This window comes from Granulicella mallensis MP5ACTX8 (genome assembly GCF_000178955.2).
Classification (GTDB): Bacteria; Acidobacteriota; Terriglobia; order Terriglobales; family Acidobacteriaceae; genus Granulicella; species Granulicella mallensis.
On record NC_016631.1, the window covers coordinates 2,196,511 to 2,220,182 of the forward strand.

Sequence of the window (23,672 nt, forward strand, 5' to 3'; positions counted from 1 at the left end):
TTTTCACCCTGAAGAGAGTTCGAACGAAGATTCAGGAGCGCGGTTTCTTCGCTGGCTTTGCCGGAAATAACCCGCGTGCCGCGAGGTAGCTCTCCATGCGTGCGATCGGCTGCATGGAACGGCTCTGCTTCGCGCCTTTGGGAGTGAGCACGCTCCAGATCACGGCCGGGCCGTCGCCGACGCGGGCCCGGATGGCGGACTCCTGCACGACACGATAGACCGCAACCGCGTCTTCGCCATCGACTGACAGCACGGGAAAGTGCAGCTTCTTTGCCAGCTTCGATACGGTCTGCCAGTTGAGCGCCGACGCGCCCTTACGGGCGGGGCGGCCTGCCGTGGTGTCTGAGCAGACCAGCAGCAGCGGCAGACGGGCGAGATGGGCATACTCCAGGGCCGCGGCCCAACCGGCTTCGGCAGAGCCCGCCGTGGCAAGCGCCATGACCATGCCATCCGAGCCTGCCGTCTGCAAACCCAGCGCTGCGGCGGCACAGAGGGTCAGCCTCGATCCCTTGGGCAGACGAAGATCTCCCTTCGGCTTGCCCATTGACTTTCCGGTGGCAGTGGCATTCGGCCTGGGCAGAGGAGCAAGAGCTTCGACGGTAGCATCGATGCCTTCGCCGGAGAGCAGGTCGCCGGGCTGCAGATGGATCGTTGCAGCCGCCAGCAGCGCCTCACGCGCCGGGCTGTCTTTGTGACGACGATCAAACTCGTTGCAGCGCAACATCAGCGCGTGCAACTCTTTCAACCTGCGATGGGGGAGGAGCGGATTTTCAGACAAACAGTGAGCCTCGTACGAAGGTTGAATCTCAAGTAAGACAGTATTACCAGATCGCAGTCAGGTTCAGGCGTGTGCGGCGCCTGAACCTTCTGTATTCAAGCCGAGTTCCGCGAAAGCCTTCTCCGCTACCTTTGGCTTCACGACGCCCTCGCGGGCCAGCTTCGACAGTGCGGCGGCGACGATGGACTCGGCGTCGACCTCGAAGTGGCGGCGCAGGTGCTCGCGGTTATCCGAGCGTCCGAAGCCGTCGGTGCCTAGCGAAACCAGGCGGGAGCCTAGCCACGGGGAGAGAGAGTCGGGCAGCGACTTCATGTAGTCGCTGGCGGCAACGATGGGGCCTGCGGCCTTGCCCAATGCCTGCACGATGTAGGGGGTCTTCTCCTTCTCGGAGGGATGCAGGCGGTTGAAGCGCTCGGTGTCGAGGCAGTCGCGGCGGAGCTCGTTGTAGCTGGTGACGCTCCAGACGTCGGCGGCGATGTTGTACTTCTCCGCGAGGATCTGCTGTGCGCGGACGGCCTCGTTGAGGATGGGGCCGGAGCCGAAGAGCTGAACCTGAGCGGTCTTCTCAGCCGCCTTGAACTTGTAGATGCCGCGCAGGATGCCCTCGCGAACGCCCTCGCCCTCGGGCATGGCGGGCATCGCGTAGTCCTCGTTGTACATCGTGATGTAGTAGTAGCAGTCTTCGCCGGCCTCATACATGCGGCGCAGGCCATCCTGCAGGACTACGGCCATCTCGAAGGCGTAGGCCGGATCATAGGTGAGGCAGGTGGGGATCGTGCCGGAGATCACGGGCGAGTGGCCGTCCTGATGCTGCAGGCCTTCGCCGAGCATCGTGGTGCGGCCGGCGGTGCCTCCCATCAGGAAGCCCTTGCCGCGTGAGTCCGCAAAGGCCCAGGCCATGTCGCCGATGCGCTGGAAGCCGAACATCGAGTAGTACATGTAGAACGGCACCATCGGAATCTTGTAGTTGGTGTAGGCCGTTCCGGCAGCGGTGAAGCTGGCCATGGAGCCTGCTTCCGTGATGCCTTCTTCGAGGATCTGGCCGCTCTTCTCCTCGCGATACTTGAGCAGCATGTCGGAGTCGTGTGGGGTGTACTTCTGGCCCTCGGGAGCGTAGATGCCCACCTGCGAGATCACGGACTCCATGCCGAAGGTGCGGCCTTCGTCGGGGACGATGGGCACGATCAGCTTGCCGATGGTCGGCTCCTTGAGCATGGCGCGCAGCATGCCGCCGACAAAGGCGGTGGTGGTGGAGACAGCGCGTCCCTTGGAGCCGCCCAGCCACTCCTTGAAGAAGTCAATTTTGGGGGCGACGAATGTGGACTTCGGTACTTCACGGGCAGGCAGATAGCCGCCCAGCGCTGAGCGCCGCGACTGCATGTACTGGATAGCCGGATCGCTGGGATCGGGGCGATAGAAGGTGGCGTCTTTGGCCGCAGCTTCGGGGATTGGAATATCGAAGCGCTGAACGAAGGCCGCGAGGCCCTCGTCGGTGAGCTTCTTCTCAGAGTGCGTCGCGTTGCGTGCCTGCGCGGCGGCAATGCCGTATCCCTTGACGGTCTTGGCGAGGATGACCGTGGGGCCGCCCTTGTGCTCCAACGCGCGCTTGTAGGCGTTGTAGATCTTTGCGGGGTCATGGCCGCCGCGGTGCAGCTTGCCGAGTTCCTCGTCGGTCTTGTCTTCGACGAGCTTCACCAGCTCCGGATACTTGCCGAAGAAGTGCTGGCGCAGATACGCGCCACCCTTGGCCTTGTAGGCCTGGAAGTCGCCGTCGACACACTCTTCCATGCGCTTGAGCAGCAGACCCTGATGGTCGCGCTCGAAGAGCTCGTCCCAGTCCGAACCCCAGATGACCTTGATGACGTTCCATCCTGCGCCGCGGAACATGCCTTCGAGCTCGTCGATGATGCGCTTGTTGCCGCGGACAGGGCCGTCGAGGCGCTGCAGGTTGCAGTTGACGACGAAGATCAGGTTGTCGAGGTGCTCGCGGGAGCCAAGCGAGATTGCGCCGAGCGTGTCGACCTCGTCCGTCTCGCCGTCGCCGACGAAGGCCCAGACCTTGCGGTCGGTCTTCTCGATGAGGCTGCGGTTCTCGAGATACTTCATGAAGCGGGCCTGGTAGATGGCGTTCAGCGGGCCGATGCCCATCGATACCGTGGGGAACTGCCAGAAGTCCTGCATGAGCCAGGGGTGGGGGTAGCTCGAGAGGCCGGGTTCGCCGCGAAGTTCGTGGCGGAAGTTCTTGAGGCGGGCATCGTCGAAGCGGCCTTCGAGATAGGCGCGCGCGTAGACTCCGGGCGAGGCATGGCCCTGGAAGTAGATGAAGTCGCCGGGCTGTTCGCCGTTGGCGCTGGGGTACTTGGCATGGAAGAAGTGGTTGAACCCGACTTCGAGCAGCGTGGCGAGCGAGGAGTAGGTGGAGATGTGGCCGCCGATGCCGGCGTCGTACTTGTTCTGCTTGTGCACCATCGCCATGGCGTTCCAGCGGATGAGGGCTTCGACGCGGCGCTCGAGCGAGCGGTCACCGGGGTAGGGGACTTCGTCGTGCTTGGGGATGGTGTTGTGATAGGGCGTCGTGACATCGCCGGTGGCGGAGACTCCCGCCTCGCGGGCGCGAGTGCGGAGAGCGGAGAGCAACGCGGCGCCTTGTTCCCAATCCTGGGCGACGACTTCGTCGAATGCTTCAATCCACTCTGCGACCTCTGCGGTCATGTCTGTCTTTACGGCCTCATCGACGTTTGTCGGCATTTATACAGTCCCCTTGTATGCAAACTTCCACTGTTACGATAAATGTTCCTTATGGGGATGCGCTAGGGAGTGGGGTCCTGGCGGGGCTGGAAGAGCCGGTATTCGCGCGTTAAGGTGGGGTTGGCTTCTGGCATTTGTCTTTTTTGTTGTCATTTCCGCAGGGAATCTGCTTAATGGCCTCCCCATGGCGCTAGACACTGACTGGCATGGCTGATGCTTCAGCCATGCCAGTTAGTTTTTGCTCGAGATTGAGATGTTGCCGGTGCGAGCAGACAGCAGATTCCCTGCGGGAATGACAACAAGAAAGACAACGACAACAAGAAAAGCAAAGCCAAGAACGTTCTAGGTCGAGTAGTCGGCGTTGATGCTGACGTACTCGTGGGTGAGGTCGCAGGTGATGAACTTCGACTTGCCCTCGGCCTGGCCTAGATCGAGATGGATGGTGTACTCGCGGTTGCTCATGGCGGCGTGGGTAGCGTCCTCGTCGAAGGCTGCATCCCGTGTGCCGTGGGCGAAGACCGGCAGGCCGCCGATGGTGACAGTGACGGTCGCGGGGTCGAAGGCAACACCGGCACGGCCAGCGGCTGCGAGCAGGCGGCCCCAGTTCGGATCGGCGCTGGACCAGGCTGTTTTGCAGAGCGGTGAGGTGGCGATGGTGCGCGCGATCTGCTGGGCCTCGGCGTTGGAGCGTGCGCCGGTGATCTCCAGTGTGACGACGTGGGTGACGCCTTCGCCGTCGTCGACGATGGCGTGGGCGAGGGAGTCGCAGACACTCCTGAGGGCTGCTTCAAAGGCGGGAACGGCTTCGCCTTTGGCTTCCACTTCGCTCTTTCCGCTGGCGAGCAGTAGCACGGTGTCGTTGGTGGACATATCGCCGTCGATTGAGATCGAGTTGAAGCTGCCTTCAACCGCCGGGGTCAGCATGGCGGCAAGATGCTCCGAGTTCGCTGCGAGGTCGGTGAAGAGGTAGACCAGCATCGTCGCGTGCGGCACGAGCTGCGGGCCGATCATGCCCGCTCCCTTGGCGCAGCCGAAGAGATTGACGGTGCGGTCCTCGATCTCGAAACTCGCATGGGCGACTTTGAGCTTGGTGTCGGTGGTCAGAATCGCGGTGGCGAAGGCTTCGGCGTGCTCGGGGGTGTCGCCGAGCAAGGCCTTTGCGGCGGGGACGGCGGCGATGAGTTTTTCTACAGGCAGCGGAACGCCGATGATGCCGGTGGAGGAGGGGAAGATCTCGTCGAAGACGCAGCCGAACTGCTCGGCGACGGCGATGCAGCTCTTGCGGCAGGCGTCGATGCCGGGCTCTCCGGTGGCGCAGTTGGCATTGCCTGCGTTGACGAGGACTGCCGAGACGCGGCCGCCGGTTGTGACCAGGTGTCTGCGTCCGACGGTCACGGGGGCGGCGACGACCTGATTGCTGGTGAACATGGCAGCTGCGCTGGCTCCGCCGTCGCAGACCGCGAGCGCGACGTCGGGCTTGCCGCTGGCTTTGATACCGGCTTTGACGGAGGACCAGCGGAAGCCGAGGGGGAGGGGATGGGAGATCGTGCTCATCGATATCACTGTATCAAGGGCGATGGCGGTGTTCGATGACGGTGATTGCAGTGGTAGAACTGGTGGGCCAGGAGTTGCGAGTCGCGAGATGCGAGTAACGAGGAGAACCATGCCCCGGCGTATACTCATTCGATAACACCGGGAATAGCGTGCCGCGGACGAATACGCGCGTTTCCGAGGGAGATTGGGACACATGAGCACCAACGGCAATGGGCACAGCAATGGCAATGGGCACTCACACGGCAACGATTACACCGTACCGATGCCGCGCAGGGATTGGGTCGTCAAGCGCAAGGAAGAGGCGGCGCGCACCGACGACTGGAACATGAGCCAGATGCACTTCGCGCGCAAGGGCATGATTACCGAAGAGATGGCCTACGTTGCGCACAAGGAAAAGATTGCGGCGGAGCTGGTGCGGAGCGAGATCGCCAAGGGGACGATGATTATCCCGGCGAACATCAACCACCCGGAGCTGGAGCCGATGGCGATCGGCGTCGAGAGCCTGTGCAAGATCAATGCGAACATCGGCAACTCGGCGCTGAGTTCGAATGTGGATGAAGAGCTGCGCAAGCTGCATACCGCTGTTCACTACGGCGCGGACACGGTCATGGATCTTTCGACCGGCGGGGATATCCCGATGATTCGCGAGGCGATCATTCGCCACTCGCCCGTGCCGATTGGAACGGTTCCGCTGTATGAGGCGCTCTCGCGGGTGAAGAAGGTCGAAGACCTCAACATCGACCTGTACCTCGAAGTGATCGAAGAGCAGGCGCAGCAGGGTGTGGACTACTTCACGATCCATGCAGGCGTGCTGATTCAGTATGTGCCGATGGTGTCCAAGCGCATCACGGGCATCGTGAGCCGTGGCGGCGCGATCCTGGCGCAGTGGATGACCGCGAACCATAAGCAGAACTTCCTGTATGAGAACTTCGACCGCATCACCAAGGTCATGGCGAAGTACGATGTCAGCTACTCGCTGGGCGACGGTCTGCGTCCCGGTTCTGTGGCCGATGCCAGCGACGAAGCCCAGTTTGCGGAGCTGAAGACGCTCGGCGAGTTGACCCGTCAGGCCTGGAAGGACGACGTGCAGGTGATGATCGAAGGCCCCGGCCATGTGCCGATGGACAAGATCAAGGAGCAGGTCGACAAGGAAGTGGAGCTTTGCGACGGTGCGCCCTTCTATGTGCTCGGGCCGCTGGTTACGGATATCGCTCCGGGCTACGATCACATTACCTCGGCGATCGGTGCGGCGATGATCGGCTGGCACGGCGCGGCGATGCTCTGCTACGTGACTCCGAAGGAGCACCTCGGCCTGCCGAACGAGAAGGATGTGAAGGACGGCATCATCGCGTACAAGATCGCGGCCCACGCGGCGGATATTGCACGGCATCGTCCGGGCGCTCGCGACCGCGACGACGCGATCTCGCATGCACGCTATACCTTCGATTGGGACAAGCAGTTTGCGTTGTCGCTCGATCCGGAGACGGCGCGCAGCATGCACGATGAGACGCTGCCGGACGACTACTACAAGGAAGCGGCGTTCTGCTCGATGTGCGGGCCGAAGTTCTGCTCCATGAACTGGTCCAGCAAGGTGGACAAGTTCAACGAAGAGGTGCATGGCTTGAAGAAGCCGGACCTGACGCAGATTGTTACGGAACAGATGGCGCTGCGGTAGTGAGGCAGAGTGTAGAGAAAACAGAGGCCCACGAGTCATATCGTGGGCCTTTTGCTTGCCTTTACCCTTCTTCTTGTCATTCCGAGCGGAGCGAGTGAACCTGCTGTCTCCCGCTTTTTGCTTGTGCTGCCACAGATGATATGCGGCAACAAGAACTGTGCCCTGCCAGATGCTTTCTGGGTCGTACGAAGGAAGAGCGGGAGGAAGCAGGTTCACTCGCTCCGCTCGGAATGACAACAAGAAAAGCAAGAGCAAAGTGACAACTGCAACAGCAAAGACAGAGGCACGCCTCAGCCGTGCTCGTAGTGGAAGAGCAGTTCCTGCTCGCTGTCTACCGGAACGCCATTGCGTGTTGCCGGTTGGAAGGTCCACTGCTGGATCACTGCGAGGACCGTCTCGTCGATGCCGTGTCCAAGTCCGCGAGCCAGCGATGACTTCGCGATTCGTCCTGTCTTATCGATGACCACGTCCACGACCACATCTCCGCGCGTACCCGAGGGAAGCTGCGACAGGTCCGGTTTCGGCGAAGGATGGACAACCACCAGGGCGAGGGTCGTATCGCCCTCTCCGAGGGCATCGGCTCCCGTAGACGAGCCTGCGCTCGTCGAGGCGGAGGTCGGGGCTGGTGTAACCGGGGCTGGGGTAGGCAAGGGGGTGGGACGTGGAATCACGGGTTTGTTCGTGGGCCGTTTAGGTGTCTTGAGTGCGGAGGGTGGAGCGCTGATGCCGGGGGAGTAGGTGAGCAGCAATCGGTGGCCGCTAGGATCGCCGGGCAGTTGAACAGGTTTGAGGTGCGGTGGACGGGTATAAAACAGCACGCCGAGAACGGACAGGTGAAACGCGACCGACGCTACCGCCCAATAGCTGTGCCGACGGCCCTGGAGCGGCAGTTCACCCTGTTGCAGCAGTGTCTTGCTGTACGGTTTCGTGTCCATTCCACCCCTCGAAGGTAGGGTACACCTGACGGCAGTGTTTGTAAGACTCCAGTAACAGCAGATCGTCAGCAGGGGATCGGGGTAAAACTGGGCAATAACATAGGGCCAACGGCCCGGCTTATCCCAGCCTGGGGCAAAACCCCAGGCTGGGATAAGCCGGACTGTCAACCCTCTAACGAGACACGGTTTCAGCGCTACGTGGCTTTCAGAGCCCTGCGGCTCCTTCGAGAATCGCCGCTGAGCGATTCAGTGCTGCTGCCAGTGCGTCGAGTTGTGCTTGCGTGCGGGCGTTGTCGGCTTCGTCGATGCCTTCGTTGACGCCGGGGATGACTACTGCTGCGTAGCCGGTGAACTCACCCGGAGCATAGATGGTGTGCTTGAACCACGGACGTTTCGGAAGGCCCGCGTCGTTGAGCAGGGCGGATTCGGCATTCCGGAGGGCTGCGTTCAACGGTGCGGCATCGACGCCCTGGGTGGGTGCGGATTGCAGCCGGTAGGCACGTTCGCCAGCCGCGGCAAAGCGTTTGGCTGCCGTGGCGGCGGCGCTGAAGTCCACCTGCATCTTTGCTTCTGTGGCACGGGTTCTTGCTTCGGTGAGATAGCTTCCGATCTCGCTGCCATAGAGCTTGTAGTCGTAGGGCAGGACGTCGGCGTCGGCCATGTGCAGCACTTCAAGGCCGAAGACGCGGGCCTGTTGCTGTTCGTAGACGAAGGTGGGATCGGCGTTGCGGATGAACCAGTTGTAGTCGTCGAAGGTCGAGTGGTAGACGCCGTAAGGGCCTTGCGAACCGATGTCGGTGGAGGGAACGCCCAGGTGCTGGATGAAGGGCGTGTAGTCGGAGCCGGAGCCCAGCGTGCCGATCTGTACGTCCTCAGCGTTTGCATCATGCCTGTTGCGGGCGGGGGCTTTGCGGCGGCCGGCACCCTCATGCTGATCGTTCAGCCATTGATCGTAGACGGTGCCGCCCTTGGGGCTGGGAACTTCGCGCGTGACCTCGCGGACGAACTCCTTGAGCGAGGGCACAGCTGAGGCGTCGAAGTTTGGGCCGGCGACGCCGACGTCCGTGTTGAAGTAGGCGACGGCGTGGGAGAGTTCAGCGGCGTGCATCTCGGCCCACTCGGTCGAGCCCATCAGGCCCTCTTCCTCGGCATCCCAGCTTCCGAAGACGATCGTCCGCTTCGGCTTCCAGCCCTGCTTGAGCAGTACGCCTAAGCCGTGCACGGTTTCGAGCATCGCGGCTGTGCCGCTGTTGGGATCGACCGCGCCGTAGACCCAGGCGTCGCGATGATTGCCCGCGACGACCCAGGCATTGGGATCGTCGCCGGGAATCTTGCCGATGACGTCCCAGATGGTGCGCAGCTTGTAGTCCTGTTCGAGATGCATGTGCACCTTCACCGATGCCGTTCCGCCGAGGTGATAGGTGAAGGGAAGCGCGCCTTGCCACTCGCGCGGCGAGAGCGGGCCGTCGAGATGCTGCAGGATGGGTGCGGCGTCCTGATAAGACAGCGGATTGGAGGGGATCGACGGCTGATTCATCTTGGCCGGATCGGTGATGCGCTGCGAATCGGGCAGGTCGGGGGTCGAGGCGATGCCGGGAGTCTCCGGATCGCCCGGATAGAGGGGGAGGAACTGCACGCTGCCACGTTGCACAGCAGAGGCTGGACGGAATGGCCCGCGAGGATAGGCGTCGCCGCGGGTGTAGCCGTCGTCGGCCGGATCGGAGTAGATCAGCACGCCCTTGGCGCCGCGCTGCTGGGCGATGTAGACCTTGACGCCGCGGAAGTTCGCGCCGTAGCGCACGAGCACGATCTTGTCCTTGACGCTGATGTTCAGGGCGTCGAGCTTTTTGAAGTCTTCAAGCGTGCCGTAGTTGGCATAGACGACCTCTGCGGTGACATCGCCAGAGGCCGAGGAGCCGTTGAAGGCGGGCAGGATACGGGGATCGTCCTGGAAGGAGTCGCCGCCGTACTCCTTGGGATCGACGTGTTCCGGGGTAGGTCCGGACATGAGTTTTTTGCCCTGGGCATCGAAGGCTTCGATCTCGATCTTGACCGGTTTATTCAGCAGCACGCGGAAGGGCACGATCTCGGTCTGCAGGCCAGCGGCTTTGAACTTTTCGGCGACATAGAGCGCGGTCTTGTGGTCTTCGGGAGAGCTGGCCCAGTGGGGTTCGGCGGTCAGCGTCTTCAGGTGTTCGCCGGCGAGTTTCGCGTCGGGCACGGGCATAAAGGCGGCATCCCACTTGGCCTGCTGTGAAAAGTCAGCGTAGCCGAAGACCCTGGGTGTCTGGGCAAGTGCCACGGTGGAGAAGAGTGCGGCGGCGCTGGAGACGAGAAGGAAGTTCGAAAAGGAGCGAGTCACGGTGGGTCCTTTAGGGGGATTTGCTTTTCTGCTTGTCATTCCGAGTGTAACGAGTGAACCTGCTTTCTCCCGTTCTTTGCTCTTCCTGCCCCGAAAACAGGCGTAAACAAGCAATATGGCGCCGTTGCCGCATAACTTTATGGCAACACTGGCGAAAAACGGGAGGAAGCAGGTTCACTCGCTCCGCTCGGAATGACAACCAGAAAAGCAAGAGCAAGAGCAAGAGCAAGAGCAAGAGCAAGAGCAAGAGCAAGAGCAACAGCAACAGCAACAGCAGAAGCAGCTGCAAAAGCGAGAGCAACAGTGCTTCGGGCGGCGGAGTATGTTTTAGGCCGTTACCGGCTGTCCGCAGAACTTGCAGCGGGAAGCAGCAAGCGGAATCTCGCTCAGGCACTGGGGGCAGGTCTTGGTCGAGGGCTCGGCTGGAGGCGGAGGATTGAACTTCTTCATCAGGTATTGTGTGGGCAGCACCATGAAGAAATAGACCACGGAGGCGATGAGCAGAAAGTTGATGATCGCCGTGAAGAAGGTGCCGTACTTGATCTCGCCGCCATGAGCGTGGGCGACGAGGTAGTCGAAGTTTGGCTTGCCGATGATCGCGCCCAACAAGGGGTTGATGATGTTGGTAGTCAGCGCGGTGACGATCGAGGTGAAGGCCGCGCCGATGATGACGGCCACCGCCAGGTCCATTACATTGCCGCGCAGGATGAAATCGCGAAATCCTTTGAACATGAGTCCTCCGTGGGTTCGGTTTTAGGGTAGAGATTTCCCGGCGAGTATACCGCAACGACTCGCGTATTCTTTGTAGATGCGTCCTGCCACCATGCGCGTACACCTGGTTTCGTTCGGTCCCCTGAAGACGATATTCCCTGAGGGGGGCGTGTGGCGAGAACTGCGTGTGGGGGAATCGGTCGCTGATCTGCTGGCTTTGCTGCGCCGCGAGGGTGTGGTTGCGGAGGAGATGCTGCGGTCGGCAGCCGTTGCGGTGAACCATGAGTATGCGGCGGAAGGGCATAGCCTCTGCGATGGTGACGAGGTGGCGATTCTGCCGCCTGTAAGTGGCGGGGCTGGGGATGGCTCAGGGGATCTCGTCCAACTGGTGAGGGAGCCGATGGACGCGGTGGCCATCACGAACAGGATCAAGGCTGGGACAGACGGTGCGGTATGCGTCTTCGACGGCATTGTGCGCGATAACACAAAAGGCCGTGCGACCCTGCATCTCGACTACGAGGCTTATGAGGAGATGGCGCTGCGCCAGATGCGCGAACTGCGTGAGCATGCGATCGCGAGGTTCGGTGTGCGCGAGGTGGCGTTGGTGCATCGCCTGGGGCGGCTGGTCGTCGGTGAGACGAGCGTGCTGATCGTTGTGGCGTCAGCCCATCGTGGAGCGGCGTTCGACGCGTGTCGCTGGCTCATCGACACGCTCAAGAAGACGGTGCCGATCTGGAAGCGGGAGCAGTTTGTCGATGGGGCCGTATGGGCCGACGGCGAGCCGTTTCCTCCGGATATTGGAGAGGCCAAACGATGAGGCTGGCTGCCATTGCGCTGGCTGCTGTGTTGTTGCCCGCCCTGGCAATGTCCCAGACGACTGTCCAGCAGCCTGCGCCCATTGAGCGTCATAATCCCGAAATTCCCACGCTTCATGTCGAGAGCCGCCTGGTCAGTGTGGCCCTCAATGTCGTGGATGAACAGGGTGCCCCCGTACCGGGTTTGAGCGCTGCCGACTTTGAGGTGGCGGAAGATGGCAAGCCGCAGCGCATCGCCAACTTTGACCGCGAATCCAGCACGCCGTTGGAGATCGTGCTCGCCATCGATGCCAGCGAGAGCGTCTTCAACGATGAGCATCTGGAGCGTGAGGCCGCGAAGAAGTTCATGGCGTCGCTGCTGCGCAAGCAGGACCAGATCGACCTGATGGACTTTGCCGACGACGTCGATGAACTCGTCTCTTTCACCAGCGATGTGCAGAAGATCGACAGCGGGCTCGGGCGGATTCATCACGGCGATGCTACGGCGCTGTATGACGCGGTCTATCTTGCAAGCCAGCGATTGGGTGAGACGCCCACCAGCGCAGGGCAGCGCCGCGTTCTTGTGCTCATCACCGATGGAGAAAATACGACGCATCATGGCAGCTACGACGCCGCTCTGGAGCAGGCGCAGCGTGCCGGAGCGATGATCTACGCGCTGATTATCGTTCCGGTATCGGCTGACGCCGGACGCAATACCGGCGGGGAGCATGCGCTGATCCAACTAGCCCGCGACACCGGTGGCAAGTACTACTACGTCGAGGACAAGCACGATCTTGCCCCGGCGTTTCAGCATGTTTCGGACGATCTGCGGACGCAGTACACGGTGGGCTATTACGCGCCGCAGAAGGGCCTTGGGAGAGATAATCTGCGGCATATTCAGCTCCAGTTGAAGGACCCGGCGCTGCGCGCTCGCTATACGCTGCGCTACCGAACGTCCTATTATGCGAACCGTTAGAGCAGTTCGCCGTACAATCAAGGGTATGGCGACGACGAAAAAGCGGCACAAAGGACTACCTGCGGGAGAGACGGGACAGGAGGCGCTTTACCTGAAATCGCTCAGCGAGCGACAGGTTCCGGTCTCCGTCAAGCTGCGCGACGGCGAGGTCGTCAATGGCTGGATCGAATACTTCGACGACATGATGGTGCGGCTCACGCGCGAAGGCAAGCCGAATCTCTTCATCTACAAGGCGCAGATCCGCACGATTACCGAGAGTGCTGGTGCAAGCACACGCCGCAGCGGCAATCGCGAAGCAGCGGCAGCGAACTAAACCCCGTTTCAACCAAGGCATCAAGGAGAGTTTGTGGCTGAGCTGGTCGGCATTGCAGAGTCCATTGCGCGTGAAGCAGGAGCGCTGCTGCGCGAGTTCTATCACCGCGGAGTTGCGGCGGAGTATAAAGGCGACGTCGACCTGGTTACCGAGGCCGACCGCGCGAGTGAAGCGCTGATCGTCGCCCGTCTGAGTGAGGCGCTGCCAGACCACGGCATCTATGGCGAAGAGGGCACGCGGCAGGCCTTGGAGAGCGAGTTCCGCTGGTATATCGATCCGCTGGATGGTACGACCAACTTTGCGCATGGATTTCCAGCGTTCTGTGTGATTCTGGGATGCGAACGCCGGGCCCCGGGACTGGCCGCCGGGGAAGATGGCGAGATGGTTGCCGGCGTGATCTACGATCCGCTGCGCGACGAGATGTTTTCGACCGAACGCGGTGGCGGAGCCAAACTCAACGGCAAGCCGATCCATGCCTCACGCACGAAGACGCTGCAGGAGTCGCTCGTAGCGACAGGCTTCCCGAGCCACAAGCGGCATCGCAGCCCGAACGTGCACTTCTACCAGGAGTTCACGCTGCGCTCGCATGGGGTACGGCGCGCGGGCTCTGCAGGGCTTGACCTGGCGTATGTTGCCTGCGGACGCCTGGAGGGGTTCTGGGAGTTCAAGCTGAATCCGTGGGACACCTCGGCGGGCTATCTGATGGTGGAAGAGGCCGGCGGCAAGATTACACACTTTGATGGCGGCAAATTTACGCTCGACAGCCGCGAGGTGCTCGCGACAAATGGGTTGATTCACGCGGAGATGCAGCATCTCTTTGAGGACCTGTTTGCAGGGAAGAACATCGAGCCGATTCCTACTCCGGCGGAGTTTGCGGCTCGCCGAATGGATGAAACTACCGATAAGTAGGCCCAATCCAGTCCGAGTTGTGAATTTCTTACGACTTTGGATGAGCTGCGTTTGTTGTTAGAATCGAGTTCTAAATTGAAGATCTGGTCGACACACTGACCGAGGAGAGCAAGAGACATGGCGTATGTAATCGCAGAACCCTGCATCGGAACCAAAGACACGGCTTGCGTGGATGCGTGTCCGGTCGACTGTATCCACCCGAAGAAGGACGAGACGGGTCACGGCGAGGCCGAGCAGCTCTTCATCGACCCGGTCGAGTGCATCGACTGCGGTGCGTGCGTTCCGGTTTGCCCGGTTTCGGCGATCTATGCCGGGGACGACCTGCCGGACAAGTGGGTCAGCTTCCAGGAGAAGAACGCGACGCACTTCGGTCGCTAAAGTTTTCGATTTGTGAGCGCGCGGCCCTCGGGTCGCGCGTTTTGTTGTTTGCCGTTATTTTTGTCGTTGCTTTTCTGGTTGTCATTCCGAGCGTAGCGAGCGAACCTGCTGTCTCCCGCTCTTTGATTGCACTGCCCATAAAACAACTGGGCACGAACTGGATGGCTGAGTTCGTGTTGCCGCATAACCTTTGTGGCAACACGAACGAAAAACGGGAGACAGCAGGTTCGCTCGCTACGCTCGGAATGACAACCAGAAAAGCAAGAGCAAAAACAAAGCAAAAGCCAGAAACGAACTATCAGAAGCAGCGATAAACACCCGCAGAAGCAACAAACGATACGATAGACCTGCATGGCAGAAGGCAGGCTCATCCCGCATCACGGCGAAGCGATCGTGCTGCGCACCTGGCCGTTTCATGAGGCGGACCTGCTGATCAGCTTCTTTACGCGAGATCAGGGAAAGGTCAAGGGGGTGGCGCGGCACGCCATGAAGAGCCGCCGCCGCTTCGGTGGCGCGCTGGAACCGGCGACACATGTCCGCGCCCACTACACGGAACGCCCAAGGCAGGAGCTCGTACGGCTCGACAACTTCGAGATCCTGTGGTCGCCCCTGACCGCGCCGGTGGACTATCTCCGCACCGCCGGGTTGCAGCTCGTCGTGGAAGTGCTTGAAGAGGCGATGCCGGACCTCGCTCCCGAGGACAACATCTTCCGGCTCGCGCTCGCGACGCTCACGGCCATGCAGGCGGATAGCGTGTGGCTGCCGGTCACGTATTTCTGCCTCTGGATGAACCGCCTGATGGGCTGGATGCCGGAGTTGGGACACTGCGCGGTGTGCGGGCTCGACCTGCGCGGGCAGACGGTGTGGTGGTCTCCGGCGGGCGACGGTGTGACGTGTCATGACGATCGCCGCTCAGGGAGCAGGCCGCTGAGTGCGGAGTCGGTGGCGGAGAGCTACAGGATTGCGCGGTCGTCGCTGCCGCAGCTTGCGGAGGAGTCCTGGTCAGAGGGGCGAGCGAAGGATCTCAGGGCGTTTGCGATTGGGACGCTGGAGCGGCATCTGGAGCGGCGACTACGAAGTGCTGTGGCACTACAGCGATGAACTTACAGATTGCGGTTCTTCGCTAAGCATTCCCGTCTATTCCAGGGCGTATCTATCGCTCCTAGACCTTCAAATTGCAATGTGGGGTCGTCTGATTGAACAAGGGTGAGGAATCGTCTTCCTGTGAGCATATGTGTACGAGAGGCGCGGACGCAGAGATCGAGAACGCTGAATGCCAGATCTTGATTTTCTGGAGAAGCGTTTGCGAAACGATCGAAGTGGCGGAAGACAAGGGATAGACCGCCAATAAAAGGTACCTCGAGATCCTGCAGACAATCGTTTAGTGCGTTGAAGTTTCGACCGTAATAGCTTGGAAATTCCAAGGTGTTTTGCAGTGAGTCATGCATGTCGGCAGGCGTCAGCCACGTTGAGCAATCAAAGCTTTTGACGGAGTACTCAAGTGCTTGCAGCTTCATCACATCCTCATTGAGAAATTCATGATTCAGGTAAAGGGAGATCCCGCCATCACGTAGTACTGCCCAATCCAGACGCGTTTCGTCTTTTGAATCAGAGATAAAAGCTGCCATAGGGCCAGCCTAGCAAAAGCTTCAGCCCTGAATGCGTTTCCGAGTAGATAAACTTTGAGGACGTTAGAATGGAAGCATTCGATCTTCCAAGAAGGTTTCGTAGATGCAAGCAGTTATGGCCAAGAAGGCGCTAACATTCCAGGAATTACTGTTCACTTTGCAGCGTTTCTGGGCCGAGCATGGATGCGTGTTGCAACAGCCGTACGACCTCGAGGTCGGCGCCGGCACCATGTCGCCCGATACGTTTCTGCGCGTGCTGGGGCCGAAGCCCATTAGCATCGCCTATGCGCAGCCCTCGCGGCGTCCGGCGGATGGACGCTATGGTGAAAACCCAAATCGGCTCTTTCGCCATACGCAGCTCCAGGTGATTCTGAAACCGCCACCGGAGCGGGTGCAGGAGCTGTATCTCGAGTCGCTCGTGGCCATCGGGATCGACCTGAAAGAGCACGACATCAAGTTTGAAGAGGACAACTGGGAGTGGCCGGTGGGCGGCGCGTGGGGCGTCGGCTGGCAGGTGATGCTCGATGGGCAGGAGATCACGCAGTTTACCTACTTCCAGCAGTGCGGCGGCATGGACCTCGACCCGATCTCGGGCGAGATCACGTATGGCCTTGAGCGCATCGCGCAGTTCCTGCAGGACCTCGATTCGATCTACGACATCGTGTGGTCGCGCGATCCCATGACGGGAGCGGAGCTTACCTATGGCGACGTTCGCCTGCACGAGGAGCAGCAGTTCTCGGCGTACTCGTTCGACTATGCCGATGTGGACAAGCTCTGGGAGCATCTGCGGCTGTATGAGACCGAGTGTCTCCTGCTGCTTGAACGCGCGAAGACGGTGCTGACGGAAGAGAATACCGATGCGCTGGCCGTAAAGCGCTTCCCGGTGATGGGAGCGTATGAGCTCGCGCTGAAGTGCTCGCACACGTTCAACCTGCTGGATGCGCGGGGTGCGATCTCGGTGACAGAACGTGTCGGTGTGATGGCGCGGATTCGCACTCTCATCGTCGGTGTTGCGAAGATCTATGCCGAACAGGGCAGGCTCGTTAGCGAGTCAGCAAGTCAGCAAGTCAGTGGGGCGGTGGCGTAGTGGCAGATTTTTTGTTGGAAATTGGATTGGAAGAGGTTCCCGCGCGCATGATCGCCGGAGCGCAGGCCGAACTCCTGCGCCGCGTGGTGGCGTTGTTGGGACGCGAACAGTTGATTGATGCTGCTCTGGCTAAAGAGGCACAAAGTGTTGAGCCTGTGACAGCGTTTCTCGTGAAACATGTCATTAGAAGCTATTCCACGCCACGTCGACTCGCCGTGCTGGTGTGCGGCGTGCGCGAGCAGCAGGCGGACATCACCGAAGACGTCACCGGTCCTGCGGTGAAGATCGCCTTCAAGGATGGAGTGGCTACACCTGCGGCTGAGGCATTTGCGCGGAAGTCCGGCGTTGCCGTGGCCGAGTTGCGAACGATCACGACACCGAAGGGTGAGTATCTTGCCGCGACCAGCGTGAAGAAGGGCCGCAGCGCTGCCGAGGTGCTGGCAAGTGAGCTGCCGAAGGAGATCGCAGGGATCTACTGGGCGAAGAATATGTACTGGCGCCCGGGCAAGCCGGAGCGGTTTGTGCGCCCTGTGCTGTGGATCGTATGCCTGCTGGGAGATGCGGTTGTGCCGCTGACCTTCGCGGGCAGGATGGCGGGCCGCGCGAGCTACGGTCATCGTGTGCTGTCGAGCGGCGAGCCGTTCGAGATCGTCGCCCCGGAGAGCTACCTTGCGCAGCTTGAAGGGGAGTATGTGATCGCCGATGTCGAGGCGCGGCGGCAGACGATTCGCAAGGCTCTGGACCACGTCACGCGCGCGGTCGAGGGCGCTCGCTGGCGGGAAGACGAGGAGCTGGTCGATAGCGTGACGCACCTGACCGAGTGGCCCGCGGTGCTGCTCGGCGGCTTCGAGTCGGCTTACCTCGAGCTGCCGGAAGAGGTGCTGGTGACGGTGATGCGCGATCACCAGAAGTACTTTGCGGTGGAAGATGCTGCTGGTAAATTAGCTCCACACTTTCTTGCGATCCTAAATATTGCGCTCGACGAGACGAATGAGCCGATCATCAAGCAGGGCAACGAGCGCGTGCTGCGCGCGCGGTTCAACGATGCGCGTTTCTTCTGGGAGTTCGACCAGCGTACGCCGCTGGCCGAGCGTGTGAAGCTGCTGGAGAACGTGACCTTCCAGAAAGACCTCGGCAGCTATGCGGCGAAGAGTGAGCGTGTACGCTCTCTTGCTGCGCAGCTTGCGAAGGTAGCTTCGTCGCGTGGGGCGACTGTTGATGCGAGTGCGGTTGACGAGGCAGCGAAGCTCGCGAAGACCGATCTTACGACGGAGCTGGTGAAGGAGTTCACGGAGTTGCAGGGCGTCATCGGCGGGCTGTATGCGAAGGCGCAGGGCGTCAGCGCGACCGTTGCGGATGCTATCTACGACCAGTACCTTCCTGCGTCGGCGAAGGATGCGATTCCTCGTTCGTTTGAAGGGGCTTTGCTGGGGCTGGCCGATCGTATCGACACGATCACCGGCATGTTTGCGCTGGGGATGGAGCCGACCGGATCGAAGGACCCGTTTGCTTTGCGCCGTGCGGCGAATTCGGTGGTGCGAATCCTGGCCGAGTCGGGTCTGCCGCTTACGCTGGCTGATGTGTTTGGGGTTGCGCAATCTGAGGCGGAGGTAGCTGCGAAGCTGCAGGCGTTCTTTGCGGAGCGTATCGAGTTCTATCTGCGCGAAGGGCGAGGACAGGCGTATGACGTCGTGAAGGCCGTTGTGGCTGCAGGAGCCGAGGATCTGAGGGATGCTGTGGCACGTGCCGAGGCTGTGACCGCTGTTCGCGGTGGAGAGGATTTCATCGCGGTCAGTGCGGCGTTCAAACGCATGAAGAACATCCTCGATCAGGCACAGGCGAAGGGTGAATCGATTCCTGCGAGCGTGGACACAGGGCTGCTCTCCGATGCCTCGGAGAAGGCGCTGGAGTCTACCGGCGGGCGTGTCGCAAGCGACGTAGAAGCTTTGCGGGCGAAGCGCCAGTATAGTGAGGCTTTGACTCAAGTGGCTTCGCTTCGGCCTGTCGTCAATGAGTTTTTCGAGAGGGTGATGGTCATGGCCCCGGAGGCTGATATTCGTGCGAACCGTCTGGCGTTGCTGGCTCGTACGGTTGCAGACTTTTCGCGCATCGCGGACTTCTCGGAGATTGTTGCGCAGGGGTAGATGCGCACGTGTGCATTTGTTTGTTTTTCGTCGTCATCCTTCGCTGTTGGCTCAGGATGACGACGAAAAACAAGCAACGACAAAGGCAATAGCATTTGTCGTTTGTCCCGGGGCAGTTGCGATTCACAGTGCGGCTACCTCCAGCGATTTAGAGTAGAGGTCAGTCCAACACTTCACAGGAGAACGATCATGCCGCTGCCAACCGACGAAAAGCTGTTAGCCCTGAGTAACAACCTCATCCAGCAGTTCGATACGATCTTTGGCGAGCATCCCAGTTTTCGTCCCGCCCATGCCAAGGGCACGATGCTGACGGGTACGTTTACGCCCTCTGAGGAAGCTGCTTCGCTCACCCGCGCGCCGCATGTCGTGCGCGAGTCGACTCCGGTGACAGTCCGGTTCTCGAACTCGACTGGGCTGCCGCTTGTGCCGGATACCGATCCCAATGCTGACCCGCGCGGCATGGCGATCCGGTTCAACCTGGCGGAGCATAGCCATACCGACATCGTGAGCCACTCGGTAGACGGCTTTCCCGTCCGCACAGGCGATGAGTTTCTGGAGCTCCTGCGGGCGCTTGCCAGTAGCGACCTTGCTGCGCCCTCCGATCCGAAGAACCCAAAGCCTATCGAGATCTTTCTGGGGGGACATCCAGCGGCGCTCGCGTTTGTGCAGACTCCGAAGCCCGCGCCTTCGAGCTTTGGCCGTGAGTCTTACTTCGGCATCACGGCGATGCGTTTCATCAATGCGGACGGTGTCGTGCGCTATGGCCGCTATCGCATCGTGCCGGAGGCAGGGAACGAGCACCTCGATGCCGCTGCTGTTGCGGCAAAGGGGCCGAACTATCTCTTCGACGAGCTGAAAGAACGAGTGGCGGCCGGTCCGGTGAGCTTCCGCATCCTGGTGCAGTTGGCGAATGAAGGCGATGTCGTCGACGATGCGACGATTCACTGGCCGGAGGACCGGAGGGTGGTTGAACTCGGCACGATTGCCCTGACTGCGCCTGTCACAGACGATGCGCATGAGCAGCAACGCATTATCTTTGACCCGATACCGCGCGTCGATGGCATCGAGCCTTCGGATGACCCTCTGTTGGAGCTTCGTGCGGCGGTTTATTTGATCAGCGGACGCCGTCGCCGGAGTGAGTCAGCGCAGTAGCGGGTTCGTATTGCAATGAGGTAAGACGTTTTGGTTTCAGGGCCGAAGGCCTGTCTCATATCAGCCCAGGGCAACGCCCTGGGTTATCGGAACCCAAAATGTAGAGGGCTGAAAGCCCGATTCATCGTGGTGACACTGATGAGTCGGGCTTTCAGCCCTAAAGATAGGGCTTTGCGCTGAGATTTGTGTGGCGTGTTTCCAGTGTCAGCTCTAGTTCAGTCTCTGCAAACGCGCGATCAGCTTCTCGGCAAGCGGCTCTCCGCTCTCCGTCCACAATAGGCGGCTGGAGATGCCGCAGTGCTTCTCGACCGAGAGCGTGAACGCGAGCAGCTTTTCGACGTTCTGTTTGATGCGGTCAGCGGCGTCGGTGTCCAGTTCTTCGTCTTCGAGCACCCAGGGTGTATCGAGTCCGAAGTCGACGCGGATGTGTCCGTTTTGTTCATAGCTGCCGTCATCGAAGTCCGGGCCGAAGCCCGTAATGCGCACCTTTGCCGGTTCCAGCCGCCAGGCGATGTCGAGGTCGCCGGCGGCATCGGGAAGCCAGAGCATCCAGCGCATCTCGAACTCGTAGGCCATGTCGTCGTGAAGCTGTTCAGTCGCTTCGGCTACCGCGTTCTCGATGATCGAGCCTTCGGTGTCGGCGGAGGTCTGCGCGCGCTCGTCGTTGACGTAGATGCGCTGGTAGGTGGGAGATTCGGTCCAGTTGATCGGATAGGTACTTGCGGCAGCCACGCGGCCAAACTCGCTGCCGGGTTTGCCGTCCTTCGCGATAACGGCGAACTGACGCATGACGCCGACGAGCGCATCGGGCAGCGCTTGCAGACGGAAGTTGGGAAACCACAAACTCAGGTAAAGCTGATCGGCCATACGTCATTTTAGCGGGATGGCGGTATGGGCGTTGGGGTTCCATCCGTTTCGGGGGTGTTTGCTTTCAGTTCCGAGCTTCGAGTTTCGAGATGCGAGTGGTCGGCTCCTCTTTCGAAACTCGTATGCCGGATCTTGCAAGGTATAGAGTCTCCATCTTCTCCGGGGGTGAGAAGATAAGTGCAGGCAATGAAAGCGTCTGTAGAGAGACTTCGATGGGTACTGGCAGGGGGAGCGGTCCTGCTGCTCGTCGTGCTGGCAGTTTTTCTCGGCTACGGACGCTACCGCGCGCTGCGCACCTGGCGGGACATCGTAAGGCGGTCCGGTGCTCACATCACGCATGAGACCGACGGCTTTACGTACTCGCAGTCGTTGAAGGGGCGGACGATCTTTACGCTGCATGCGGCCAAGGGCATTCCGCATGGCGATGGGAAGTGGTCGCTGCATGACGGCGTCCTCACGCTGTATGGCAAGACCCCCGCGGACTTCGACCGGATCTATGGCGCGGACTTCGAGTACGACGAAAAGACGCAGATTGTGCAGGCACTCGGTGAGGTCCATATCGACGTGCAGGCCCCCGGAGCGCTGGCGGCTGGAGGCAAGACTCCGGCTGCGAACGCCCCCAAGCCTCCAGCTACACCATCGGATGGCAAGTCTGGAGGAAACGACCACATCATCCACGTCCGGACCAGCGGTCTCAGCTATAACCGCGCGGAGGGAATTGCCACGACGGACCAGGAGGTGGAGTTCCGCTATGCGGGGCTGCAGTGCCTGGCGAAGGGGGCGATCTTCAACTCCGACGAGAGCATGCTGCATCTGCTGGCCGATGTGCGTCTGACCGGGGATATTCGCGGCGAGCCGATGACGGTCCACGCGGTCAAGGCGGACCTCAATCGCGAAAGCGACACCGTGGCTCTGGTACAGCCCGTTGCGCGCACCCAGGGGCGCACGGCGCGTGCGGCCAGTGCCTTGCTGCATCTGCGCAAGGATGGCTCGATCTCTCAGGCTGAGGCGGATGGCAACGTAGCGTTCGATGAAGGGACGCGTCACCTTACAGCTCCGCATCTCGAGGCGACGTTCAACACCGCCAGCCTGCCGCAGACAACGAAGCTGACGGGCGGCGTCGTGCTCTGGGATGACGATGCGCAGCAGCCGATGCACGGCAAGGCCAATGAGGTGGATACGAGTTTCAACGCGCTGGGTGCACCGACCAACATCGTCGCAACAGGCGCGGCACAGGTAGCGCTCAGCGACCACAAGGGAAGCGGGCCTGCACTCTCTCGCGAGATGCGCGGAGACCGCATCGTGGCGACGCTGGTGCCCATCGGGCACAAGACGGTGTCGAGGCTCAGCCAGGTTGTGGCTACCGGCTCGGCAATGGCCCGAGGTGACTCGCCGGTTGCGCCGAGCGCAGGCCATCCTCAGACGCAGGAGATCAAGTCCACCATGATTACGGCGGACAACCTGCGTGCCGACCTCGAACCGGGTGCGTCACAGAAGGCCGAGCTGCGAAAAGTCTTCGGCACGGGACACGCGCGGTTGCAGCAGGATGCTCCTCTGGGAGAACAGCAGACCAGCACCTCCGACACGATCGACATCGCATTTGCCTCGCAGCCCACGAAGAGTGGTGGCATGGCGACCGGGATCACCTCCGCGGTACAGAACGGGCATGTGGTGATCCACAGTGTCCCGGCGTTGCGTGCGGGAGCCGCCAAGCCCGAGCCGCCGTCCGATGCGAGTGCCAACAACGCCGTGTACGACGGAGCGACCTCAAAGCTGACCCTCACCGGCTCGGCCCATTACACACAGGGTGACACCCAGTTGACGGCGGCTACGATTGTCGCCAATCAGACGACGGGCGATGCGGATGCCCAGGGAAATGTTCTTGCCACCTTGCTGGGCGCGGAGACCTCCGCGACTGCTCAGGCGACGCATGTCACTGCCGACCACGCGCATCTGGTCCAGGCTTCACAGGCTGCTGATTTTTACGGCAATGAAGCGCATCCGGCACGGCTCTGGCAGGGGGCTTCGCAGGTTGAGGCCGCGACCCTGCAGTTCGACCAGAAGCAAAAGACACTGGCCGCTCGCCCGGCCTCTGCGGGGGGGCTGGTTCACGCTGTATTTGCCAATGCCAACCCGTCGCAGGCGAAGGGCAAGACTGCCTCGTCGGGTGAAGGGCAGGTGGTCAGGGTTGCGAGCCCCGCGATGGACTACTCCGATATTGCTCGCGAAGCGACGTTTTCGGGTGGCGTTCACATCGATGGCGCAACAGGGCAGGCGCGCTCGCAGAAGGCGGTTGTTTTCCTGAACCCTGCAGTGTCCTCGAAGGCCGCGCCAGGAGCGGCGAAGCCGGCGGGGCCGACGAATCTTCTGGGTGGTTCGGTCGAGAAGGTCGTGCTCTCCGAAGCGGTTCGGATCGATCAGCCGGGGCGTGCCGGTACGGGCGAGCAGCTGGTCTATACGACGGCGGATTCGAGCTACATCTTGACCGGAACACCGGCCAAACCGCCGCATATCGCGGATGTGAAGCAGGGCAACGTTACTGGTGCAACTCTGCTGTTCCGTTCGGACGATAGTACGATCATCGTTACAGGTGCCCCTCCGGGGCCGGCACAGAAGCATGGGCGTGTCCGCACCGAGACGGAAGTGAGGCAGTAGAGCGTG

The 23,672-nt window shown here is 61.0% G+C and carries 20 protein-coding genes; 12 read left to right on the forward strand and 8 right to left on the reverse strand.

The window, feature by feature from the left end:
• Window positions 1–31: 31 nt before the first annotated feature.
• From ACIX8_RS09365 to argJ, 3 genes are all read right to left on the reverse strand, one after another.
• Window positions 32–778: a dehydrogenase E1 component gene (locus tag ACIX8_RS09365; protein ID WP_014265100.1), complete on the reverse strand. Its 747-nt coding sequence runs from the start codon at window positions 776–778 to the stop codon at window positions 32–34.
• A 63-nt stretch (window positions 779–841) separates the two neighbouring features.
• A complete protein-coding gene (aceE, locus tag ACIX8_RS09370; protein ID WP_014265101.1) occupies window positions 842–3,526 on the reverse strand; it encodes a pyruvate dehydrogenase (acetyl-transferring), homodimeric type in 2,685 nt (894 codons plus the stop codon).
• A gap of 342 nt (window positions 3,527–3,868) precedes the next feature.
• Window positions 3,869–5,080 (reverse strand): bifunctional glutamate N-acetyltransferase/amino-acid acetyltransferase ArgJ, encoded by a 1,212-nt coding sequence (gene argJ / locus ACIX8_RS09375; protein WP_014265102.1) that lies wholly within the window; start codon window positions 5,078–5,080, stop codon window positions 3,869–3,871.
• A 193-nt stretch (window positions 5,081–5,273) separates the two neighbouring features.
• On the opposite strand from argJ, the gene thiC reads away from it, so the two are divergent.
• The gene (gene thiC, locus ACIX8_RS09380; protein WP_014265103.1) at window positions 5,274–6,755 is read left to right on the forward strand and encodes a phosphomethylpyrimidine synthase ThiC; all 1,482 of its coding nucleotides are present in this window, start codon (window positions 5,274–5,276) and stop codon (window positions 6,753–6,755) included.
• Window positions 6,756–7,045: 290 nt separating this feature from the next.
• Here thiC and ACIX8_RS09385 read toward each other — a convergent pair whose 3' ends face one another.
• The 3 genes from ACIX8_RS09385 to mscL form a co-directional block, all read right to left on the reverse strand.
• Window positions 7,046–7,690, reverse strand: a complete 645-nt coding sequence (locus ACIX8_RS09385) for a TonB family protein (RefSeq protein ID WP_014265104.1) — start codon at window positions 7,688–7,690, stop codon at window positions 7,046–7,048.
• Between the two features lie 205 nt (window positions 7,691–7,895).
• Window positions 7,896–10,052 carry a M28 family metallopeptidase gene (locus tag ACIX8_RS09390; protein WP_014265105.1) on the reverse strand — a complete coding sequence of 719 codons (2,157 nt, stop codon included), beginning with the start codon at window positions 10,050–10,052 and terminating at the stop codon, window positions 7,896–7,898.
• A gap of 327 nt (window positions 10,053–10,379) precedes the next feature.
• Window positions 10,380–10,784, reverse strand: a complete 405-nt coding sequence (mscL, locus tag ACIX8_RS09400; RefSeq protein ID WP_014265106.1) for a large conductance mechanosensitive channel protein MscL — start codon at window positions 10,782–10,784, stop codon at window positions 10,380–10,382.
• A gap of 148 nt (window positions 10,785–10,932) precedes the next feature.
• Here mscL and ACIX8_RS09405 point away from each other — a divergent pair, with 148 nt between their 5' ends.
• From ACIX8_RS09405 to recO, 7 genes are all read left to right on the forward strand, one after another.
• A complete protein-coding gene (locus ACIX8_RS09405) occupies window positions 10,933–11,580 on the forward strand; it encodes a molybdenum cofactor biosynthesis protein (protein ID WP_223295496.1) in 648 nt (215 codons plus the stop codon).
• Window positions 11,577–12,533: a VWA domain-containing protein gene (locus ACIX8_RS09410; RefSeq protein WP_014265108.1), complete on the forward strand. Its 957-nt coding sequence runs from the start codon at window positions 11,577–11,579 to the stop codon at window positions 12,531–12,533. Before ACIX8_RS09405 ends, ACIX8_RS09410 begins: the two co-directional genes overlap by 4 nt.
• 25 nt (window positions 12,534–12,558) lie before the next feature.
• Window positions 12,559–12,846 carry an RNA chaperone Hfq gene (locus ACIX8_RS09415; RefSeq protein ID WP_014265109.1) on the forward strand — a complete coding sequence of 96 codons (288 nt, stop codon included), beginning with the start codon at window positions 12,559–12,561 and terminating at the stop codon, window positions 12,844–12,846.
• A 33-nt stretch (window positions 12,847–12,879) separates the two neighbouring features.
• Window positions 12,880–13,755, forward strand: a complete 876-nt coding sequence (locus ACIX8_RS09420; RefSeq protein ID WP_014265110.1) for an inositol monophosphatase family protein — start codon at window positions 12,880–12,882, stop codon at window positions 13,753–13,755.
• A 117-nt stretch (window positions 13,756–13,872) separates the two neighbouring features.
• A complete protein-coding gene (locus ACIX8_RS09425; RefSeq protein WP_014265111.1) occupies window positions 13,873–14,133 on the forward strand; it encodes a 4Fe-4S dicluster domain-containing protein in 261 nt (86 codons plus the stop codon).
• Window positions 14,088–14,447: a hypothetical protein gene (locus ACIX8_RS09430; RefSeq protein WP_150110553.1), complete on the forward strand. Its 360-nt coding sequence runs from the start codon at window positions 14,088–14,090 to the stop codon at window positions 14,445–14,447. Before ACIX8_RS09425 ends, ACIX8_RS09430 begins: the two co-directional genes overlap by 46 nt.
• Before the next feature lie 37 nt (window positions 14,448–14,484).
• Complete coding sequence (recO, locus tag ACIX8_RS09435; RefSeq protein WP_014265112.1) at window positions 14,485–15,234, forward strand: DNA repair protein RecO; 750 nt, start codon at window positions 14,485–14,487, stop codon at window positions 15,232–15,234.
• 2 nt (window positions 15,235–15,236) lie between these two features.
• Here the strand turns inward: recO and ACIX8_RS09440 are convergent, their stop codons facing one another.
• On the reverse strand, window positions 15,237–15,761 hold the full coding sequence (locus ACIX8_RS09440; RefSeq protein ID WP_014265113.1) for a barstar family protein: 525 nt from the start codon (window positions 15,759–15,761) through the stop codon (window positions 15,237–15,239).
• A 103-nt stretch (window positions 15,762–15,864) separates the two neighbouring features.
• Between ACIX8_RS09440 and ACIX8_RS09445 the strand changes: the two genes are divergently transcribed.
• From ACIX8_RS09445 to ACIX8_RS09455, 3 genes are all read left to right on the forward strand, one after another.
• Window positions 15,865–16,848, forward strand: coding sequence for a glycine--tRNA ligase subunit alpha (locus ACIX8_RS09445; protein ID WP_014265114.1), 984 nt, complete (start codon window positions 15,865–15,867; stop codon window positions 16,846–16,848).
• On the forward strand, window positions 16,848–18,992 hold the full coding sequence (glyS, locus tag ACIX8_RS09450; RefSeq protein ID WP_044176470.1) for a glycine--tRNA ligase subunit beta: 2,145 nt from the start codon (window positions 16,848–16,850) through the stop codon (window positions 18,990–18,992). Before ACIX8_RS09445 ends, glyS begins: the two co-directional genes overlap by 1 nt.
• 189 nt (window positions 18,993–19,181) lie before the next feature.
• Entirely contained in the window at window positions 19,182–20,144 is a 963-nt protein-coding gene (locus tag ACIX8_RS09455; protein WP_014265116.1) for a catalase family peroxidase, read from the forward strand.
• Between the two features lie 210 nt (window positions 20,145–20,354).
• Here ACIX8_RS09455 and ACIX8_RS09460 read toward each other — a convergent pair whose 3' ends face one another.
• Window positions 20,355–21,011, reverse strand: coding sequence for a hypothetical protein (locus ACIX8_RS09460; RefSeq protein ID WP_014265117.1), 657 nt, complete (start codon window positions 21,009–21,011; stop codon window positions 20,355–20,357).
• A 186-nt stretch (window positions 21,012–21,197) separates the two neighbouring features.
• On the opposite strand from ACIX8_RS09460, the gene ACIX8_RS09465 reads away from it, so the two are divergent.
• Window positions 21,198–23,666 carry an LptA/OstA family protein gene (locus ACIX8_RS09465; protein ID WP_014265118.1) on the forward strand — a complete coding sequence of 823 codons (2,469 nt, stop codon included), beginning with the start codon at window positions 21,198–21,200 and terminating at the stop codon, window positions 23,664–23,666.
• The last annotated feature ends 6 nt before the right edge of the window (window positions 23,667–23,672 follow it).